Origin of the sequence: Polaromonas sp. CG_9.11, from assembly GCF_015752225.1 — a bacterium.
Lineage (GTDB): Bacteria > Pseudomonadota > Gammaproteobacteria > Burkholderiales > Burkholderiaceae_C > Polaromonas.
Window position 1 is genome coordinate 40,020 of sequence record NZ_JADOVE010000017.1, and the last position, 19,305, is coordinate 59,324.

The following is a 19,305-nucleotide window of genomic DNA, read 5'->3' on the forward strand; positions in this document are numbered from 1 at the left end:
AAATCTGGTCTGGCTAAAACAGGGCATCGGGCCGCGTCACGGCCTCATCGTGCCGGGCGGGCAACACCGGCATCGACCGGCCGTAAATCCGGCGAATGCGTTCAGCCAGTGGCGGGTGGCTGGCAAACCAGCGCGTCGGGGCGGCGTTGCTGACCAGCAGCATGTGGTGCACCGCCGGGTGCAGGTGAGGCGTCCTGCCACCCGGCCGCCGTCCGGCGCTGGCCCTTTCTCCGGCGACCTTGCGCAGCACGCCGACCAGCCCGTCCTTGCTGCGGGTAAATTGCACGGTGCGCGCATCGGACAGGAATTCGCGCTGGCGCGAAACCGCCGCCTTCAGCGCCCGGCCCGCCAGCCAGCCCAGCGAGCCGGTGCCCATGATGGCAAAGCCCGGCAGCGCCAGGAAAGAGCGGCTGCCGTTTTCATTGGCTTCGCACATGCGCTGGCCCAGGCTGAAAATCATCTCCAGACCGCACACCATGCCCGCCAGCCGCATGTTCAGCCGGGTATCGCCTTCGCGCAGATGGCTGAACTCGTGCGCCAGCAGGCCCTGCGGTTCGTCGCGGCTCAGGCACTCCAGCGCGCCCTGCGGGACCGCCACGATGGCGTCGTCTTCGTCCCAGCCGGCGGCAAAGGCGTTGATGCGGTCCTCGCGCGGCAGCACCATCGCCTGGGGCGGCTTCATGCTGGCGGCAATCGCCAGTTCATGGACGATGTTGCACAGGCGCTGCTCGTCGTCATGGCTGGCTGGCCAGGCTTTGCGAGCACCCGCCTGACGCGCCAGCACCTGGCCTCCGCCGTCCAGCACCGGGGTTTCCAGCCACCAGCCGCCCAGCACGAACAGCAACGTGATACCGGTATTGACACTAAAAAATACGCCGGATAGCCGGTCCAGCCGGGCGACACCAGCCGCCAGGTCAGCGCCAGTGCGCCATTGACGGACAGCACCAGCGCCAGCACGGCCAGGCCAAACAGCAGCAGCAGCCTCAGGGCTTGCGCCCGGGCTTGCTCCTGCGCTTCAAAAAATCGCATCTATCAAACCCCCACGGTCGCTCACTGCGTGTAGCGCCCTGCCCCCGAGGGGGCCGCCCCGCCTGCAGTCCGGCAAAGCCGGTCCTGCGGCCGGTACTTGAAAAGACGCGAACTCACGGGTTCCCCGCCATGCACGTGCCGGCCGCGGAACTGGCTTTGCCAGGCCGCAGGCGGGGCGGCCCCCTCGGGGGGCAGCGAACCACACGCAGTGGGGAGCGTGGGGGTCACAATCTGATGCGAGCAGCCTGGCGTTCGGCAGCGCTCTCGGTGGCCTGCAGCATGGCCAACGGCGCAAAGCCGAACAGCCGGGCGAGCAGCAGCGCGGGAAACTGGCCCTGCGCGTTGTTGTAGTCGAGCACGGCGTCGTTGTAGGCCTGGCGGGCAAAGCCGACCTTGTTTTCGGTGCTGGTGAGTTCTTCGCTGAGTTCGCGGATCGTCTGGTCGGCTTTCAGGTCGGGATAAGCCTCGGCCAGTGCAAACAGTCGCCCCAGGCTGCCGTCCAGCGTCTGCTCGGCGGCGGCCAGGGCAATGACCGCATCGGCCTGGCCCGGACGGCTTCGCACGGCATCACTGGCGCTGCGGGCCTGGTTGCGGGCGGCAATGACAGCGTCCAGCGTGGCTTGTTCATGCGCCAGGTATTTTTTGGCAGCCTCCACCAGGTTGGGAATCAGGTCGTAACGGCGCTTGAGCTGGACATCGATCTGGCCAAACGCGTTGGCAATGACGTTCTTCAGCCGCACCAGCCGGTTGTAGGCACCCACCGCCCAAAACACCAGCATGGCCAGCAAAGTGAGTGAAACAATGGTTTGCAATGACATGGGGCAATTCCTTGAGAAGCAGGACAGTTTCGCACTGAAGTCCGGTTTTTATCTGACCCTCTTGGCGGTATGAAGGCAAGGATGACGCCAATTTTTCCAAGCCTTGAAAGCATGGCATCGCCGCACCGCTACTTTATTAATAGCTATTAATACGCGCTCATATTGCGCAAAAGTCATATTTCATTGATAAATAATGATTTTGGAGCGTGAAAAAAGCCCCGCGCTTTTTCAAGGGCGGGGCCGGGTGCCTGTCAAGGCACGGTGCGTTCGCAGAAGTTAGTCGGCGGCGGCGTTTTCATCGCTGGTTTCGGCCTGCGAGGCTTCCAGTTCAGCGGCTTCGGACTCGGCAATGGCACGACGCTCGGAGTCGTCCATCAGGTCCTTGGCCTTGCGCGCTTCGTGGTAGGCCATGCCGGTGCCGGCAGGAATCAGGCGGCCGACGATCACGTTTTCCTTCAGGCCGCGCAGCTCGTCGCGCTTGCCCATGATGGCCGCCTCGGTGAGCACGCGGGTGGTTTCCTGGAAGGAAGCCGCAGAGATGAACGAATCGGTCGACAGCGAAGCCTTGGTGATGCCGAGCAGCAGGTTGCTGAAGGTGGCCGGGATCTTGCCATCGGCGCGCAGCGCGTCGTTGACATCCAGCAGCGCCGAACGCTCGACCTGTTCACCGGCGATATAGGTGGTGTCGCCGACGTTTTCAACGACCACGCGGCGCAGCATCTGGCGAACAATCACTTCGATGTGCTTGTCGTTGATCTTCACGCCCTGCAGACGGTACACGTCCTGCACTTCATCGACGATGTAGCGGGCCAGTTCGGCCACGCCCAGCAGGCGCAGGATGTCCTGCGGATCGGCCGGTCCATCGACAATCGACTCGCCTTTGTTGACCACCTGGCCTTCGTGCACCAGGATGTTCTTTTCCTTGGGAACCAGGTCTTCCCAGACCTTGCCTTCAGGATCGGTGATCTGCAGGCGAACCTTGCCCTTGGTCTCTTTGCCGAACGACACGGTACCGGTCATCTCGGCCAGCGTGCCCTTGTCTTTCGGCGTACGGGCTTCGAACAACTCGGCGACACGCGGCAGACCGCCGGTGATGTCGCGGGTCTTCTGGCCTTCGATCGGGATGCGGGCCAGCACTTCGCCGGGTCCCACATCCTGGCCGTCGCGCACCTGAACCAGTGCGCCGATCTGGAAGCCAATTGTCACCGAATGGTCGGTGCCGGGGATCTTGACTTCGTTGCCGGTCGCATCGATCAGCTTGACCTGGGGACGAATCACCTTGGTCGCGCCGCGCCGCTTCGGATCGATCACCACCAGCGTGGACAGACCCGTCACGTCATCGACCTGCTTGGCCACGGTCACGCCTTCTTCCACATTCTCGAACTGCACCTTGCCGGCGAATTCAGTGATGATGGGGCGGGTCAGTGGGTCCCAGTTGGCCAGGATCGCGCCCGCCTTGATGGTCTGGTCGATCTTGACCGTCAGCGTGGCGCCGTAAGGCACCTTGTGGCGCTCGCGCTCGCGGCCATGCTCGTCATGGATGATGATTTCGCCGGAACGCGCAATCACCACCAGGTCGCCCTTGCCGTTGGTTACATAGCGCATCGGTGCATTGAAACCGATCACGCCATTGGACTTGGCTTCGACGCTCGAAGCAATGGCTGCGCGCGATGCCGCGCCACCGATGTGGAAGGTCCGCATCGTCAGCTGGGTGCCGGGCTCGCCGATCGACTGGGCGGCGATGATACCGACCGCCTCGCCGATGTTGATGAGACCGCCACGGCCCAGGTCACGGCCGTAGCAGCTGGCGCACAGGCCGAAGCGGGTTTCGCAGGTCAGCGCCGTGCGGACCTTGACTTCGTCAACACCAGCAGCTTCGAGCCCGTCGATGATGTCCTCGTCCAGCATGACGCCAGCCTTGGTCAGCACCGAACGGTTCTCGGGGTGCAGCACGTCCTCGACCACGGTGCGGCCAAGAACCCGGTCGCGCAGCGATTCGATGACTTCACCGCCTTCGACAATGGCGCGCATGACCGAGCCATCGAGCGTGCCGCAGTCGTGCTCGGTCACGACCAGGTCCTGCACCACATCGCACAGGCGGCGGGTCAGGTAACCGGAATTGGCGGTTTTCAGCGCCGTGTCGGCCAGGCCCTTGCGGGCGCCGTGGGTGGAGATGAAGTACTCCAGCACGTTCAGGCCTTCGCGGAAGTTCGCGGTGATCGGCGTCTCGATGATCGAGCCGTCAGGCTTGGCCATCAGACCCCGCATGCCGGCGACCTGGCGAATCTGCGCGGCGGAACCGCGCGCGCCGGAGTCGGCCATCATGTAGATCGAGTTGAACGAATCCTGTTCGACCAGATTGCCGTGGCGGTCGATGACCTTTTCCTTGGACAGCTGCGCCATCATGGCCTTGGACACGTCGTCGCCGGACTTGCCCCAGATGTCCACCACCTTGTTGTAGCGCTCGCCGGCCGTCACCAGACCCGAGGTGTACTGCTGCTCGATCTCTTTGACTTCCTTCTGGGCATGCGCAATGATCGCCGTCTTTTCCTTGGGCACCAGCATGTCTTCGATGCAGATCGAAATGCCGGCCCGGGTGGCCAGGCGGAAGCCTGACTGCAGCAGCTTGTCGGCAAATACGACGGTCTCTTTCAAGCCGCACTTGCGGAAAGACACATTGATCAGCTTGGAAATTTCCTTTTTCTTCAACGCCTTGTTGATGTTGGAAAAAGGCAGTCCCTTGGGCAGGATTTCGGACAGCAGCGCGCGGCCGCCGGTGGTTTCCCACAACTTGGTCGAGGGCACGAACTCGTTGGTTTCCTTGTCCTTGCTCCACTCGGTCAGGCGCACGCTGATGCGGGCGTTCAGGTCGAGTTCGCCCGCGTCAAAGGCGCGGCGGACTTCGCCGGTGTCGGAGAACACCAGGCCTTCGCCCTTGCCGTTGGTCCGGTCGCGGGTCGTGTAGTACAGGCCCAGCACCACGTCCTGCGAAGGCACGATGGAAGGCTCGCCGTTGGCCGGGAACAAAATGTTGTTCGACGCCAGCATCAGCGTGCGGGCTTCCATTTGCGCCTCGACCGACAGCGGCACGTGAACAGCCATCTGGTCACCGTCGAAGTCGGCGTTAAAAGCCGAGCAAACGAGCGGGTGCAGCTGGATCGCCTTGCCTTCGATCAGGATCGGCTCGAACGCCTGGATGCCCAGACGGTGCAGCGTAGGCGCACGGTTGAGCATCACCGGATGCTCCTTGATGACCTCTTCCAGAATGTCCCAGACCACCGGCGTGCCGGTTTCGACTTCCTTCTTCGCGGCCTTGATGGTGGTGGCGATGCCACGCACTTCGAGTTGCGCAAAAATGAAGGGCTTGAACAGTTCGAGCGCCATGAGCTTGGGCAAGCCGCACTGGTGCAGCTTGAGCGTCGGGCCCACGGTGATCACGGAGCGACCCGAGTAATCGACGCGCTTGCCCAGCAAGTTCTGGCGGAAACGGCCTGACTTGCCCTTGATCATGTCGGCCAGCGACTTCAGCGCGCGCTTGTTGGCGCCGGTCATGGCCTTGCCACGGCGGCCGTTGTCCAGCAAGCTGTCCACGGCTTCCTGGAGCATGCGCTTTTCGTTGCGGGCAATGATTTCCGGCGCTTTGAGTTCCAGCAAACGGCGCAGACGGCTGTTGCGGTTGATGACGCGGCGGTACAAATCGTTCAGGTCGGAGGTCGCAAAACGGCCGCCGTCCAGCGGCACCAGCGGACGCAAATCCGGCGGCAGCACTGGCAGCACGTCAAGCACCATCCACTCGGGCTTGATGCCGGACTTCTTGAATCCTTCCATCAGCTTCAAACGCTTGGCGTTCTTCTTGATCTTGATCTCGGAGCCGGTCAAATCGTTGCGCAGCTTGTCGATTTCAACATCCAGGTCTAGCCCTTCGAGCAGGTCCTTGATGCCTTCGGCGCCCATCTTGGCGGTGTACTCGTCGCCGTATTCCTTGCGCTTGGCATCGAAATCGTCTTCCGACATGATGCTGAACTTTTTCAGCGGGGTCATGCCGGGGTCGGTGACGACATACGCTTCAAAATACAGCACGCGCTCGATGTCGCGCAGCGTCATGTCGAGCACCAGGCCCAGACGCGATGGCAGCGACTTCAGGAACCAGATGTGCGCGCACGGAGCGGCCAGGTCGATATGACCCATGCGCTCGCGGCGAACCTTGGTCTGCGTGACTTCAACGCCGCACTTCTCGCAGATCACGCCGCGGTGCTTGAGGCGCTTGTACTTGCCGCACAGGCATTCGTAGTCCTTGATGGGGCCAAATATCTTGGCGCAAAAAAGACCGTCGCGCTCTGGCTTGAAGGTGCGGTAGTTAATCGTCTCGGGTTTTTTGACCTCGCCGAAAGACCACGAACGGATCTTCTCGGGCGAAGCCATGCCAATCTTGATGGCATCGAAATGCTCATCGGGCGTGAACTGCTTGAACAGGTCTAGTAACGATTTCATGTGTAAATCCTCTTAATCAGTTGAGGACAGGGCAGATTGCGTCGCAATCCTGCCCTGTCCCGCAAGGCCACTGGACTAGCTGCGTTCGAGTTCCATGTCGATACCGAGCGAGCGAATTTCCTTCACCAGCACGTTGAACGACTCCGGCATGCCGGCGGTGATCGCATGCTCGCCCTTGACGATGCTTTCGTACACCTTGGTACGGCCGACCACGTCATCAGACTTGACCGTGAGCATTTCCTGCAGCACGTAAGCCGCGCCGTAGGCTTCCAGCGCCCACACTTCCATCTCGCCGAAACGCTGGCCACCGAACTGGGCCTTGCCGCCCAGCGGCTGCTGCGTGACGAGGCTGTAAGGACCGGTCGAGCGGGCGTGCATCTTGTCGTCCACCAGGTGGTGAAGCTTCAGGAAGTGCATGTAGCCGACCGTCGTCGTGCGCTCGAACGCATCGCCGGTGCGGCCGTCATACAGCTGCGCCTGGGTACGCGTCGGCGTCAGGCCCTTGGCCTTGGCAATCGCGTCAGGATAGGCCAGTTGCAGCATAGTCATGATGTCCTCTTCCGAGGCGCCGTCAAACACCGGCGTGGCAAAAGGCACGCCAGTGGTCAGGTTCTGGGCCATCTCGACGACCTGCTCGTCCGAGAGCGAAGCCAGGTCTTCCTTGCGGCCCGACTTGTTGTACAGCGTGTCCATGAACTGGCGCAACTCGGCCACCTTTGACTCGGCCTGCAGCATGTCGCCAATTCGCTGGCCCAGGCCCTTGGCGGCCCAGCCCAGATGCACTTCAAGCACCTGGCCAACGTTCATGCGGGAAGGCACGCCCAGCGGGTTCAGCACGATGTCGCACGGCGTGCCGTCGGCCATGTGCGGCATGTCTTCGACCGGAACGATTTTCGACACCACACCCTTGTTGCCGTGGCGGCCGGCCATCTTGTCGCCGGGCTGCAAGCGACGCTTGACAGCCAGGTAGACCTTGACCATCTTGAGCACGCCCGAAGGCAACTCGTCGCCCTGCGTCAGCTTCTTGCGCTTTTCCTCGAAAGACAAGTCGAAACTATGGCGCGTCTGCTCCATCGAGTTCTTGATGCTTTCCAGCTGCGTCGCGACTTCATCATCCGCCGGACGGATGTCAAACCAGTGGTACTTCTCGACGTCGGTCAGGTAGGCCTTGTCGAGCTTGGTACCCTTGGCCAGCTTTTTCGGGCCGCCATTGGCAATCTTGCCGGTCAGCAACTTTTCGATACGGTCAAATGCATCGGCTTCCACGATACGCAACTGGTCATTCAAGTCCAGGCGGTAGCGCTTGAGCTCGTCGTCGATGATCTGCTGGGCCCGCTTGTCGCGGGTGATGCCTTCACGCGTGAAGACCTGCACATCGATCACGGTGCCCGACGAACCCTGGCTGACGCGCAGCGAGGTGTCTTTCACATCACTGGCTTTTTCGCCGAAGATGGCGCGCAGCAGTTTTTCTTCCGGCGTCAGCGTGGTCTCGCCCTTGGGCGTGACCTTGCCAACGAGCGTGTCGCCCGGCTGGACTTCGGCACCGACGTAAATAATGCCGGATTCGTCCAGACGGTTGAGCTGCTGCTCGGACAGGTTGGGAATGTCGCGGGTGATTTCCTCGGAACCCAGCTTGGTGTCACGCGCCATCACGACGAGTTCTTCGATGTGGATCGAGGTGTAGCGGTCTTCGGCCACCACGCGCTCGGAAATCAGGATCGAATCCTCGAAGTTGTAGCCATTCCACGGCATGAAGCCGATCAGCATGTTCTGACCAATGGCGATTTCGCCCAGGTCGGTCGAGGCGCCGTCAGCCACCACGTCACCCTTGGCCAGTTGGTCGCCCATCTTGACGATGGGGCGCTGGTGGATGTTGGTATTCTGGTTGGAACGCTGGTACTTGATCAGGTTGTAGATGTCCACGCCGATTTCACCGGCGAGGGCTTCTGCGTCATTGACACGCACCACGATGCGGGTCGCATCGACATAGTCCACGATACCGCCACGGGTGGCGGTGACGACCGTCCCCGAATCGACTGCCGCCACGCGCTCGATACCGGTGCCGACCAACGGCTTTTCCGGACGCAGCACGGGCACGGCCTGACGCGACATGTTGGCGCCCATCAGCGCACGGTTTGCATCGTCATGCTCCAGGAACGGAACCAGCGAAGCCGCGACCGACACGATCTGCGCCGGCGACACGTCCATGTACTGCACCCGCTCGGCGCTGACCAGGATGGACTCGCCCTTTTCACGAGCGGATACCAGGTCGCCAGTTAAGCGGCCCTCCTTGTCCAGCGCGGCATTGGCCTGGGCGATCACGTACTTGCCTTCTTCGATGGCCGACAGGTAGTCGATGTCCATCGTCACCTTGCTGTCAGCCACCCGGCGGTAGGGCGTTTCAATGAAGCCGTATTCGTTCAGGCGGGCGTACAAGGCCAGCGAGTTGATGAGGCCAATGTTCGGACCTTCAGGTGTTTCAATCGGGCAGACGCGGCCGTAATGGGTCACGTGCACGTCACGCACTTCAAAACCGGCACGTTCGCGGGTCAAACCACCCGGGCCAAGGGCCGAAACACGGCGCTTGTGGGTGATTTCGGCCAGCGGATTGGTCTGGTCCATGAACTGTGACAGCTGCGACGCACCGAAGAATTCCTTCAAGGCGGCCGAAATCGGTTTGCTGTTGATCAGGTCATGCGGCATCAACGGCTCTTGCTCGGCCTGGCCCAGACGTTCCTTCACAGCTTTTTCTATACGTGCCAGACCGGTGCGGTACTGGTTCTCGGCGAGTTCGCCGACGCAGCGCACCCGGCGGTTGCCGAGGTGGTCAATGTCATCGACTTCGCCGTTGCCGTTGCGCAGGTCCACCAGAATCTTGACGACGGCGAGGATGTCCTCGTTAGTCATCACCATCGGGCCAGTCGATTCGTCCCGGCCCACGCGGGCATTGAACTTCATGCGCCCCACGCGCGACAGATCGTAGGTGTCCGGGTTGTAGAACAGGCGCTGGAACAGGGCTTGCACTGCATCTTCTGTCGGCGGCTCGCCAGGGCGCATCATGCGGTAGATGGCCACACGCGCGGCAAACTCGTCGGCCGTCTCGTCGGCGCGCAGAGTTTGCGAAATGTACGCACCCTGGTCGAGTTCGTTGGTGTACAGCACCTGAACATCATGGATGCCGGCGACGCGCAGCTTTTTCAGCAACGCTTCAGTCATTTCATCATTGGCCTTGGCAATGATCTCACCGGTATCCGTGTCAATGATGTTCTTGGCGACGACACGGCCGATCAGGAAGTCTTCCGGCACGCTGATGCTGGTGGTGCCGCTTTGCTCCAGTTCGCGGGTATGGCGAACCGTGATGCGCTTGTCCTTCGCCACCACGACCTTGCCGGCCTTGTCAGTCAGGTCAAAGCGGGCGACTTCTCCGCGCATGCGCTCGGCCACGAACTCCATCTGGGCACCACTGTCCATCAGGCGGAAATTGTCGAAGACAAAGAAGTTTGCCAAGATCGATTCGTGGTTCAGGCCGATGGCCTTGAGCAGGATCGTGACAGGCATCTTGCGGCGACGGTCAACACGGAAGTAGAGGATGTCTTTCGGATCGAATTCAAAGTCAAGCCAAGAGCCACGGTAAGGAATGATGCGAGCCGAGAACAGCAGTTTGCCCGAACTGTGGGTTTTTCCCTTGTCGTGTTCGAAAAACACGCCGGGTGAACGGTGCAGCTGCGACACGATGACGCGCTCGGTACCGTTGATGACAAAAGAACCTTTGTCGGTCATGAGCGGCACTTCGCCCATGTAGACTTCCTGCTCCTTGACTTCCTTGACGACCTTGGACTGCGAAGTCGATGACTCGCGGTCATAAATGATCAATTGCACCTTGGCGCGCACGGCCGAGGCAAACGTCAGTCCGCGGGTCTGGCATTCGCGTACATCGAAAGCCGGTTTGGCCAGGTTGTACTCGATGAATTTCATCTCGACAAAACCGTTGTGCGAGACAATGGGGAAAGCGTTTTGAAAAGCGGCCTGAAGGCCTTCAAGCATGCGTTTTTGCGGCGCACGGTCAGCTTGCAGGAATGCGATGTACGCATCTTTCTGCATTTGCAGCAAGTAGGGAACCGTCAACACGCTCTCGCGGTTGCCGAAGCTTTTACGGATGCGTTTGCGTTCGGTGAAGCTGTAACTAGAAGTTAGGGCCATGAGTTCTCCGTAATGATGGGCTCTGGGACTCTCGAACCTGAATACACCACGTATTCAGGTAACTTGGTGGTTGGCCACTACCAACCATGGCGGACGGTGATGCATTGCACAGCACCCGAACCAAGGCGTTTCTGCAGTCGGGGATTCAGAAAACACTGGGAAAAAGACTTTAAGTCCCTTTTCCAGTATTTTTTTATCCGGATTAAAAGACACTTGTCTTTTAAGGGAGTCAAAAATGGCTGAGCCCGGTGTACCTGGCTGATCCATAAACGGGGAAAGGCTGGAAGCCCGTGGAGGTCTTCCAGCCTTTGCGAACCGCAAGAATTACTTGAGTTCGACTTTCGCGCCGGCGTCTTCCAGCTTCTTCTTGGCGGCTTCTGCGTCGGCTTTGTTGGCGCCTTCCTTGACGTTCTTCGGAGCGCCGTCCACCAAGTCCTTGGCTTCTTTCAAACCCAGACCGGTCAGTTCACGTACGGCCTTGATGACCTGCACTTTTTGCGCGCCGGCTTCGAGGAGAACGACGTTGAATTCGGTCTTCTCTTCAGCAACAGCAGCACCTGCGCCACCACCGCCAGCTGCAGGAGCAGCCATGGAGGCTGCGCTCACGCCAAACTTCTCTTCGATGGCTTTCACCAGGTCATTGAGTTCCAGGACCGTCATGCTGTCCAGCACGGTCAAAAATGCGTCTTTATCGAATGCCATTTTGAATTCCTAAAAAAATTTCTTTAACAGTTGGGGACAAGGCTTGGCGCCTGAGCGCTGCAACCTGTCCCGCAAAGGTCTGTACGTTACACCGCTGCGGCTTCTGTAGCTTCTGCGGCGGGCTCTGCAGCCTCGGCCACTTCTTCTGCGCCAGCGCCACGTTGCGCGGACAGCGCTGCAAGCACAGCAGCGGTACGCGAAATAGGCGACATCAGCAAGCCACACAACTGGGCCAGCAACACTTCCTTGGAAGGGATACTCGCCAGTTGCTTGACGCCCTCGATGTCCAGGGTTTTCCCAGCGAATGCACCTGCGCGAATCACCAACTTGTCGTTGGTTTTTGCGAAGTCAGCCACTACTTTTGCAGCAGCAACGGCATCAATGGAAAAGCCGTAGATCAGCGGACCGGTCATCTGGTCGGACAAGACTTCAAAGCTGCTTCCTGCCACGGCACGGCGAGCCAGGGTGTTCTTCAGAACACTCAGGGTCACGCCTTTTTCGCGGGCTTGGCTACGCAGCTTGGTCATGTCAGCGACCGTGATGCCGCGGTATTCCGCCATCACGAGCGTTTGAGCTTTAGCGGCGAGGCCTGTCACTTCATCAATGACGGCTTGTTTCTCACTGCGATTGAGACTCAAGGTCTACTCCTTAAAAATGTGTTGTCGGGTTTGAGCTTGCGCAGCCACCCTTCAGCACGCTCATGTTCAGCGACCAACTGTTTTCAGATTTCTTTCAAAACCATTCAAGCAGCGGGACCGCCATCTGCGTTGGCTGTCTTTCGATTAAGTACCCGACCTGATTAATTCAGGCTGTGCACACCAACGGTCCTGGATGACCTGCCCGAGAGAAACCCCGGCAGCCCACCACTCTGAACGACGCCTGCGCGCCATTCAAATTTCTCCCCCTAACCCGCGATGGTTTGCGTGTCGACGCGAACGCCCACGCCCATCGTTGACGAAACGGCGACTTTCTTCAAGTACACACCCTTGCTGGTAGCAGGCTTGGCCTTGATCAGCGCATCGATCAAGGCCGCCAGGTTACCTTGCAGCTTTTCGGTGTCGAACGAGCGACGACCAATCGTGCCGTGCACGATACCGGCCTTGTCAACGCGGAACTGGACTTGGCCAGCTTTTGCGTTGCGGACAGCCGTCGCAACGTCAGGCGTCACGGTGCCAACCTTGGGGTTGGGCATCAGGCCCCGTGGACCAAGGATCTGGCCCAGCGTACCAACAATACGCATGGCATCGGGGGAAGCAATCACCACGTCGAAGTCCATCTTACCGGCCTTGATGTCCGCAGCCAGATCATCCATACCGACGATGTCGGCACCCGCAGCCTTGGCTTCGTCAGCCTTGGCGCCCTGGGCAAACACGGCAACGCGCTTGGTCTTGCCGGTGCCGTTAGGCATCACAACAGCGCCACGAACAACCTGGTCGGATTTCTTCGCATCGATACCGAGTTGCACGGCCACGTCGATGGACTCATCGAACTTGGCGACGGCGAACTCTTTGACAAGTCCCAGTGCGTCGGACAGTGCGTACAGCTTGTTGCTGTCAACTTTGTCGCCGATATTTTTTTGACGTTTGGTCAGCTTGCTCATACAACACCCTCCACCGTCACACCCATGGAACGGGCAGAACCGGCAATAGTACGGACTGCAGCGTCGAGATCGGCGGCAGTCAAATCTTTCATCTTGGCTTTGGCGATTTCTTCCAGCTGGGCGCGGGTGATCTTGCCAACTTTTGCGGTATGCGGCGTGGCCGAACCCTTGTCGAGTTTGATAGCTTTCTTGATCATAGAGACAGCGGGAGGTGTCTTGATGATGAAGGTAAAACTCTTGTCCGCGTAAGCGGTGATCACCACGGGCAGTGGTGTGCCCGGCTCAATGCCCTGGGTCTGGGCATTGAATGCCTTGCAGAACTCCATGATATTCAAACCACGTTGACCCAAAGCGGGTCCGATCGGTGGGGATGGATTGGCCTTGCCAGCTGGTACTTGCAGCTTGACGAAGCCGACGATTTTTTTCGCCATACTTTTCTCCTTGCGGGTCATAACACCTGAAAACTGTAACCACAGCTGCAGGCTTCCCGGGGGTTGCACAACTCAAAGTGAATTCCTTGGAATCCTCTGCGCCGAGTTGCAAGACGCAAATTTTATCTGATCAGTCTGGAATATTTCCCAGGCTTTTTTCCGAAAGAAAACCGAAGTCAGGTCTTTTCGATCTGGCTGAACTCAAGCTCAACCGGCGTCGCACGTCCAAAAATTGTGACCGACACGCGGACCTTGTTCTTTTCGTAGTTGACTTCTTCTACAGTCCCGTTGAAATCAGTAAATGGGCCGTCTTTGACACGAACGTATTCACCCGTCTCAAACTCGACTTTGTGGCGCGGTTTGTCGGTACCGACCTGCATCTGGTTGACGATCTTTTGCACTTCTTCTTCAGAAATAGGCGCAGGGCGGTTTTTTGCGCCGCCGACAAAGCCCGTAACCTTGTTGGTGTGCTTCACCAAATGCCAGGTTTCGTCATCCATGACCATTTCAACCAACACATAGCCCGGAAAGAAACGGCGCTCGGTCGTCTTTTTTTGGCCGTTCTTGATCTCCACCACTTCTTCGGTAGGCACCAGGAAACGCCCAAACTTTGATTGCATGCCGGCGCGGTTGATTCGCTCGACGATGTTACGCTCAGCCGCTTTTTCCATACCGGAATATGCATGGACAACATACCATTGCATACCAGGAGCCAATGCATGAGATGCATCGGCAACCACAACATCTCTGGAAGTCGTATCGTTCAGATCACTCATTATCTTTTCCATCCCAGGATCAGGTCGTAGAACACCCATTCAAGCGTCTTGTCCGTCAACCACAAAAACAATGCCATCACCACCACAAAACCGAACACGTAAGCCGTCATCTGGACGGCCTCCCTGCGCTCAGGCCAGACGACTTTTTTAACTTCACGGACCGAGTCACGACCAAAAGCCAAAAACTGCCTGCCAAGTTCCGACCATACAAAAACAATGACGGCCGCAACCAGGCCTGCAAGCAAAATACCCCACTGCGCAACCTGGCCCTGCTTGGCCAGCAAATAAAAACCAAAAAGGGAGGCCAGCACTAGCACCACAGCCAAGCCCAGCTTGGCTTTGTCCGCATTGGTACTGACCGTTTCAACTTGAGTAGAGGCCATGGTTGCCGAATTTCCTGTTCAATCTTCATGCGCCCTTGCAGACGCTTAAGCCCACCTGAAGCGTTCAACTCCTGGCGGGCTTGCTTGTTATCTTTCACACCACCTTCGACGTTGACCATCTCAACAATCGAGTGGCAGGGGCAGAAGGAATCGAACCATCAACCTTCGGTTTTGGAGACCGACGCTCTGCCAATTGAGCTATACCCCTGCATCAAACCTCTAAAACAGCCAAGGACGAAGAAAAAATGCTTTAAATTTTTTATACGCGTCCCGCAAACAAATTAATTACGCGAGGATCTTGGCCACAACGCCAGCGCCTACGGTACGGCCGCCTTCACGAATGGCGAAGCGCAGGCCTTCTTCCATTGCAATCGGATTGATCAGCTTGACGGTGATCGACACGTTGTCGCCAGGCATGACCATTTCCTTGCCTTCTGGCAACTCGATCGCGCCCGTCACGTCCGTCGTGCGGAAGTAGAACTGGGGACGGTAGTTGTTGAAGAAAGGCGTGTGGCGCCCGCCCTCGTCCTTGGACAGGACATAGATCTCGCCGGTGAAGTGCGTGTGCGGCTTGATCGTGCCGGGCTTGCACAGCACTTGACCACGCTGCACGTCTTCACGCTTGGTGCCGCGCAGCAAGATGCCGACGTTGTCGCCAGCCTGGCCTTGGTCGAGCAGCTTGCGGAACATTTCCACGCCGGTGCAAATCGTCTTTTGCGTGTCGGCAATGCCGACGATCTCGATTTCTTCGCCAACCTTGACAATGCCGCGCTCGATACGGCCGGTCACGACGGTGCCGCGGCCGGAGATCGAGAACACGTCTTCCACAGGCATCAGGAAAGCGCCGTCAATCGCGCGCTCCGGCAATGGAATGTAGTTGTCCAGGGCGTCGGCCAGCTTCATGATGGCTTCTTCGCCCAGCGGGCCCTTGTCGCCTTCGAGGGCGAGCTTGGCAGAACCGTGGATGATCGGGGTGTCGTCTCCCGGAAAATCGTACTTGTCGAGGAGCTCGCGCACTTCCATCTCGACGAGCTCAAGCAGCTCGGCGTCGTCCACCATGTCGCACTTGTTCAGGAACACGATGATGTAAGGTACGCCGACCTGGCGAGCCAGCAGGATGTGCTCGCGCGTCTGGGGCATCGGGCCGTCAGCAGCCGAGCACACCAAAATCGCACCGTCCATCTGGGCTGCACCGGTGATCATGTTTTTCACATAGTCAGCGTGGCCTGGGCAGTCAACGTGGGCGTAATGGCGCGCAGCCGTTTCGTACTCGACGTGGGCGGTGTTGATGGTGATGCCGCGTGCTTTTTCTTCCGGCGCCGCGTCAATTTGATCGTAGGCCTTGGCTTCGCCGCCAAACTTGGCCGCCAGCACAGTGGCAATCGCCGCCGTCAGCGTGGTCTTGCCATGGTCAACGTGGCCGATCGTGCCAACGTTGACGTGCGGCTTGGTCCGCGAAAATTTCTCTTTTCCCATTTCCAACTCCGAAAAGTTACAAAACTACCCAACAAAACCATTGCCTGCTGCGCCAAAAAATGTAACGCAACCAACTAAAATTGGTGCCCATTCCGGGAATCGGACCCGGGACCTCTCCCTTACCAAGGGAGTGCTCTGCCACTGAGCCAAATGGGCTGAAATCAAAAATCTCTTTCAACAAACGAACGCGACATCAATCTGCAAAACCACAAAACGCCTTCGGCATTCTGGAGCGGGAGACGGGAATCGGACCCGCGTCATTAGCTTGGAAGGCTAGGGTTCTACCATTGAACTACTCCCGCGCAGCCTTGCCAGATCAACTCACACTCAATTTGCCTTGCAAACCAAAACCCGTAAAAACCGCGACGGCGCAATAAAAAACTCGTCAAAGTCCACCAAATTTGGTGGATGGGGCTGGATTCGAACCAGCGTACGCGTTAGCGAACAGATTTACAGTCTGCCTCCTTTAACCACTCGGACACCCATCCTTCAAGAGAATCACGGATTATGCCACTTTTTTTCAAGAAGATAAATATCTCGTTGATAAGCCAACTTTAATCTTTCAAATGCTGTCAAACGCATTCACCAACTGGCAATCAAGCCTTTGGATGCGGGAGGCGCCACTCGCGTGCCTGCGAGAAATGTCCGCAGCCGATGAAGGGCAATGGCGGGCGCATCGCGGACAGTGGCGAGGGATGATTGGCCACAAGTACCCGGTGGCGATCCTCGTCGATCAGAACGCGCTTGGACTGCGCATGCGCGCCCCAGAGCATGAACAGCACCGCATGATCGCCTGCCGATACCTGACGGATCACGCTGTCGGTCAGCATTTCCCAGCCCTTGCCCGCATGGCTGGCGGGCTTGCCCTCCTCCACCGTCAGGCAGGTGTTGAGAAGCAGCACGCCGTGCGTGGCCCAGTTGACCAGACTGCCGCCTGGCACTGGAAACTTCGGCGGCGGCGTGCCCAGGTCGCGCTGCAATTCCTTGAAGATGTTGCGCAGCGAGGGTGGCAGGGCCACGCCAGGCGCCACTGAAAACGCCAGCCCTTCGCCCTGACCGCGCCCGTGATACGGGTCCTGCCCCAGAATGACCACTCTCACCTCCTGGGCGGGTGTCAGTTCGAGCGCACGCAAAGGACGGGGCGGAAAGATCACCGCACCGGCATCCAGGCGCGCGCGCAGGAACGCCAGCAGGGATTGACCTGCGGCACTGGCAAAAAATGCGTCCACGATCGGTGCCCAGTCTGCTGCAACCGGCCAGTTCGACGGATCTGCGCCCATCAACTGGCCTGGATTTGCAACGTCAGGCCTTGGGGGAAATTCCTCCTGCGCCATCACACGCTCCTTTGTTTACTCACCAAACAGTTCGACCAGTGCTTCGCCCGGTTCGTCGGCGCGCATGAAGGCTTCACCCACCAGGAAGACGTTGATGTTGACATCGCGCAGGCGCTTGACGTCTTCTGGCGTCATGATGCCCGACTCGGTCACCAGCAGGCGCTCAGCGGGCACCTTGCCCATCAGCGACAGCGTGGTATCCAGCGACACATCGAAGGTGTTCAGGTTGCGGTTGTTGATGCCGATCAGCGGCGTTTTGAGCATGAGCGCGCGCGCCAGTTCCGCCTCGTCATGCACCTCAACCAGCACCGCCATGTCGAGCGACATCGCCAGCGCCTCAAAGGCCTTCATCTGCGCGTCATCCAGGCAGGCGGCGATCAGCAGGATGCAGTCGGCACCCATGACACGCGATTCATAGACCTGGTAGGCGTCGATGATGAAGTCCTTGCGCAACACCGGCAGGCTGCACGAAGCCCTGGTCTGCTTTAGGTAGTCGGTGCTGCCCTGAAAAAATTGCTGGTCGGTCAGCACCGACAGGCAGGCCGCGCCGGCCTCGGCATAGCTTTGCGCAATGTCGGCGGGAATGAAATCGCTGCGCAGCACGCCCTTGGACGGGCTGGCCTTCTTGATTTCGGCAATCACGGCGGGTTTGCCTGTGGCGATCCTGGCGCGCAGGGCGCCGACGAAGTCCCGGGTCTGGACACGCGACTCGGCGTCCTGGCGCATTGCCGCCAGTGGCTTGCGGTTGAGGGCGTCGGCGACTTCCTGGCGCTTGACGGCAATGATCTTGTTCAGAATGTCACTCATGGGATTCCAGTGGTGGGTTTGCGGGCAGCGGCTGGGCCTGCCCGGCGGATGAAACGGACGGCTCGGATGAGCCGTTTTTGAGAATTTTCAGAAAGCCGCTGTGCATGAAGAATCCGGCGACGATAAACACCAGCGACACGCCCGGCGCAATCCAGACACCGGGATCGCGCCATATCGCCTTAAGCACCGACCGACTGGCTGAAGGCGACCAGTTGCGCCAGTTTAGCCTTGGCAGCTCCTGATTCGATAGCGGTTTGCGCTTTATGCACACCCTCCTTCATCGAATTGACGACATTGGCGGCATACAGCGCGGCGCCCGCATTCAGGATCACGATGTCGCGCGGCGCGCCCGGCTGGTTGTCGAGCACGCCCAACAGCATGGCTTTGGACTGCTCGGGCGTTTCCACCCGCAGGGCGCGATTGCCGGCCATCGGCAGGCCGAAGTCTTCCGGATGGATTTCGTATTCGGTGATTTCGCCGTCCTTGAGTTCGCCGACCACGGTGGCCGCGCCCAGGCTGACCTCGTCCATGCCGTCCTTGCCATAGACCACCAGCGCATGCTCGGCGCCCAGGCGCTGCAGCGCGCGGACCTGGATGCCGACCAGGTCGGGGTGGAACACACCCATCAGGATGTTCGGCGCGCCGGCCGGATTGGTCAGCGGGCCGAGGATGTTGAAGATCGTGCGGATGCCGAGTTCCTTGCGTACTGGCGCGACGTTCTTCATGGCCGGGTGGTGGTTCGGCGCAAACATGAAGCCGACGCCCGCTTCGGCGATGCAGCGGGCAATCGCCTCGGGCGCCAGGCTGAGCGAAATGCCCAGCGATTCGACCACATCGGCACTGCCCGAGCTGCTGCTGACGCTGCGCCCGCCGTGCTTGCTGACCCGGGCGCCGGCCGCCGCCGCTACAAACATGGCGCAGGTCGAGATGTTGAAGGTGTGCGAGCCGTCGCCGCCGGTGCCGACGATATCGACCAGGTGCGTCTTGTCGGCGACATGCACCTTGGTCGAGAACTCGCGCATCACCTGCGCGGCGGCGGTGATTTCGCCGATAGTTTCCTTCTTGACGCGCAGACCGGTGATCAGCGCCGCCGTCATCAGGGGCGACATTTCGCCGCTCATGATGAGCCGCATGATGTGCAGCATTTCGTCATGAAAAATCTCGCGGTGCTCGATGGTGCGTTGCAGCGCTTCGCTGGCCGTGATCTTGTGGCTGTGGGGCATGGGGTGTTCCTGTTCGGCTTTTTTGTTGATGTGAA

General features: G+C 59.4%; 15 protein-coding genes and 4 tRNA genes. All 19 read right to left on the minus strand.

Going from position 1 to position 19,305, the window contains the following annotated elements; translation table 11 throughout:
• Positions 1 to 13: 13 nt before the first annotated feature.
• Positions 14 to 835 carry a M48 family metalloprotease gene (locus IWX85_RS14345; protein WP_370584301.1) on the minus strand — a complete coding sequence of 274 codons (822 nt, stop codon included), beginning with the start codon at positions 833 to 835 and terminating at the stop codon, positions 14 to 16.
• A 418-nt stretch (positions 836 to 1,253) separates the two neighbouring features.
• Positions 1,254 to 1,847 (minus strand): LemA family protein, encoded by a 594-nt coding sequence (locus IWX85_RS14350; protein ID WP_196870187.1) that lies wholly within the window; start codon positions 1,845 to 1,847, stop codon positions 1,254 to 1,256.
• A gap of 276 nt (positions 1,848 to 2,123) precedes the next feature.
• Positions 2,124 to 6,338, minus strand: a complete 4,215-nt coding sequence (gene rpoC, locus IWX85_RS14355) for a DNA-directed RNA polymerase subunit beta' (RefSeq protein ID WP_196870188.1) — start codon at positions 6,336 to 6,338, stop codon at positions 2,124 to 2,126.
• Between the two features lie 75 nt (positions 6,339 to 6,413).
• A complete protein-coding gene (gene rpoB, locus IWX85_RS14360; protein ID WP_036808549.1) occupies positions 6,414 to 10,538 on the minus strand; it encodes a DNA-directed RNA polymerase subunit beta in 4,125 nt (1,374 codons plus the stop codon).
• Between the two features lie 324 nt (positions 10,539 to 10,862).
• Positions 10,863 to 11,240 (minus strand): 50S ribosomal protein L7/L12, encoded by a 378-nt coding sequence (gene rplL / locus IWX85_RS14365; protein ID WP_011803004.1) that lies wholly within the window; start codon positions 11,238 to 11,240, stop codon positions 10,863 to 10,865.
• Positions 11,241 to 11,326: 86 nt separating this feature from the next.
• Positions 11,327 to 11,878, minus strand: a complete 552-nt coding sequence (gene rplJ, locus IWX85_RS14370) for a 50S ribosomal protein L10 (RefSeq protein ID WP_036808547.1) — start codon at positions 11,876 to 11,878, stop codon at positions 11,327 to 11,329.
• Positions 11,879 to 12,144: 266 nt separating this feature from the next.
• Complete coding sequence (gene rplA / locus IWX85_RS14375) at positions 12,145 to 12,840, minus strand: 50S ribosomal protein L1 (RefSeq protein ID WP_036808544.1); 696 nt, start codon at positions 12,838 to 12,840, stop codon at positions 12,145 to 12,147.
• Complete coding sequence (gene rplK / locus IWX85_RS14380) at positions 12,837 to 13,271, minus strand: 50S ribosomal protein L11 (protein WP_036813114.1); 435 nt, start codon at positions 13,269 to 13,271, stop codon at positions 12,837 to 12,839. The genes rplA and rplK overlap by 4 nt, the downstream gene beginning before the upstream one ends.
• 176 nt (positions 13,272 to 13,447) lie before the next feature.
• The gene (gene nusG / locus IWX85_RS14385) at positions 13,448 to 14,047 is read right to left on the minus strand and encodes a transcription termination/antitermination protein NusG (protein WP_036808542.1); all 600 of its coding nucleotides are present in this window, start codon (positions 14,045 to 14,047) and stop codon (positions 13,448 to 13,450) included.
• A complete protein-coding gene (gene secE / locus IWX85_RS14390; protein ID WP_196870189.1) occupies positions 14,047 to 14,430 on the minus strand; it encodes a preprotein translocase subunit SecE in 384 nt (127 codons plus the stop codon). Before secE ends, nusG begins: the two co-directional genes overlap by 1 nt.
• 132 nt (positions 14,431 to 14,562) lie before the next feature.
• A tRNA-Trp gene (locus tag IWX85_RS14395) sits at positions 14,563 to 14,638 on the minus strand.
• Positions 14,639 to 14,715: 77 nt separating this feature from the next.
• The gene (tuf, locus tag IWX85_RS14400; RefSeq protein WP_036807038.1) at positions 14,716 to 15,906 is read right to left on the minus strand and encodes an elongation factor Tu; all 1,191 of its coding nucleotides are present in this window, start codon (positions 15,904 to 15,906) and stop codon (positions 14,716 to 14,718) included.
• A gap of 81 nt (positions 15,907 to 15,987) precedes the next feature.
• A tRNA-Thr gene (locus IWX85_RS14405) sits at positions 15,988 to 16,062 on the minus strand.
• 72 nt (positions 16,063 to 16,134) lie between these two features.
• Positions 16,135 to 16,208: transfer RNA gene (locus IWX85_RS14410), tRNA-Gly, on the minus strand.
• Positions 16,209 to 16,308: 100 nt separating this feature from the next.
• A tRNA-Tyr gene (locus IWX85_RS14415) sits at positions 16,309 to 16,394 on the minus strand.
• A 108-nt stretch (positions 16,395 to 16,502) separates the two neighbouring features.
• Entirely contained in the window at positions 16,503 to 17,240 is a 738-nt protein-coding gene (locus tag IWX85_RS14420) for a uracil-DNA glycosylase (protein ID WP_196870190.1), read from the minus strand.
• A gap of 15 nt (positions 17,241 to 17,255) precedes the next feature.
• Complete coding sequence (trpC, locus tag IWX85_RS14425) at positions 17,256 to 18,047, minus strand: indole-3-glycerol phosphate synthase TrpC (RefSeq protein WP_196870191.1); 792 nt, start codon at positions 18,045 to 18,047, stop codon at positions 17,256 to 17,258.
• Positions 18,040 to 18,234 (minus strand): hypothetical protein, encoded by a 195-nt coding sequence (locus IWX85_RS14430; RefSeq protein WP_081932564.1) that lies wholly within the window; start codon positions 18,232 to 18,234, stop codon positions 18,040 to 18,042. Before IWX85_RS14430 ends, trpC begins: the two co-directional genes overlap by 8 nt.
• Positions 18,227 to 19,270: an anthranilate phosphoribosyltransferase gene (gene trpD, locus IWX85_RS14435; protein WP_196870192.1), complete on the minus strand. Its 1,044-nt coding sequence runs from the start codon at positions 19,268 to 19,270 to the stop codon at positions 18,227 to 18,229. Before trpD ends, IWX85_RS14430 begins: the two co-directional genes overlap by 8 nt.
• Positions 19,271 to 19,305: the final 35 nt, after the last annotated feature.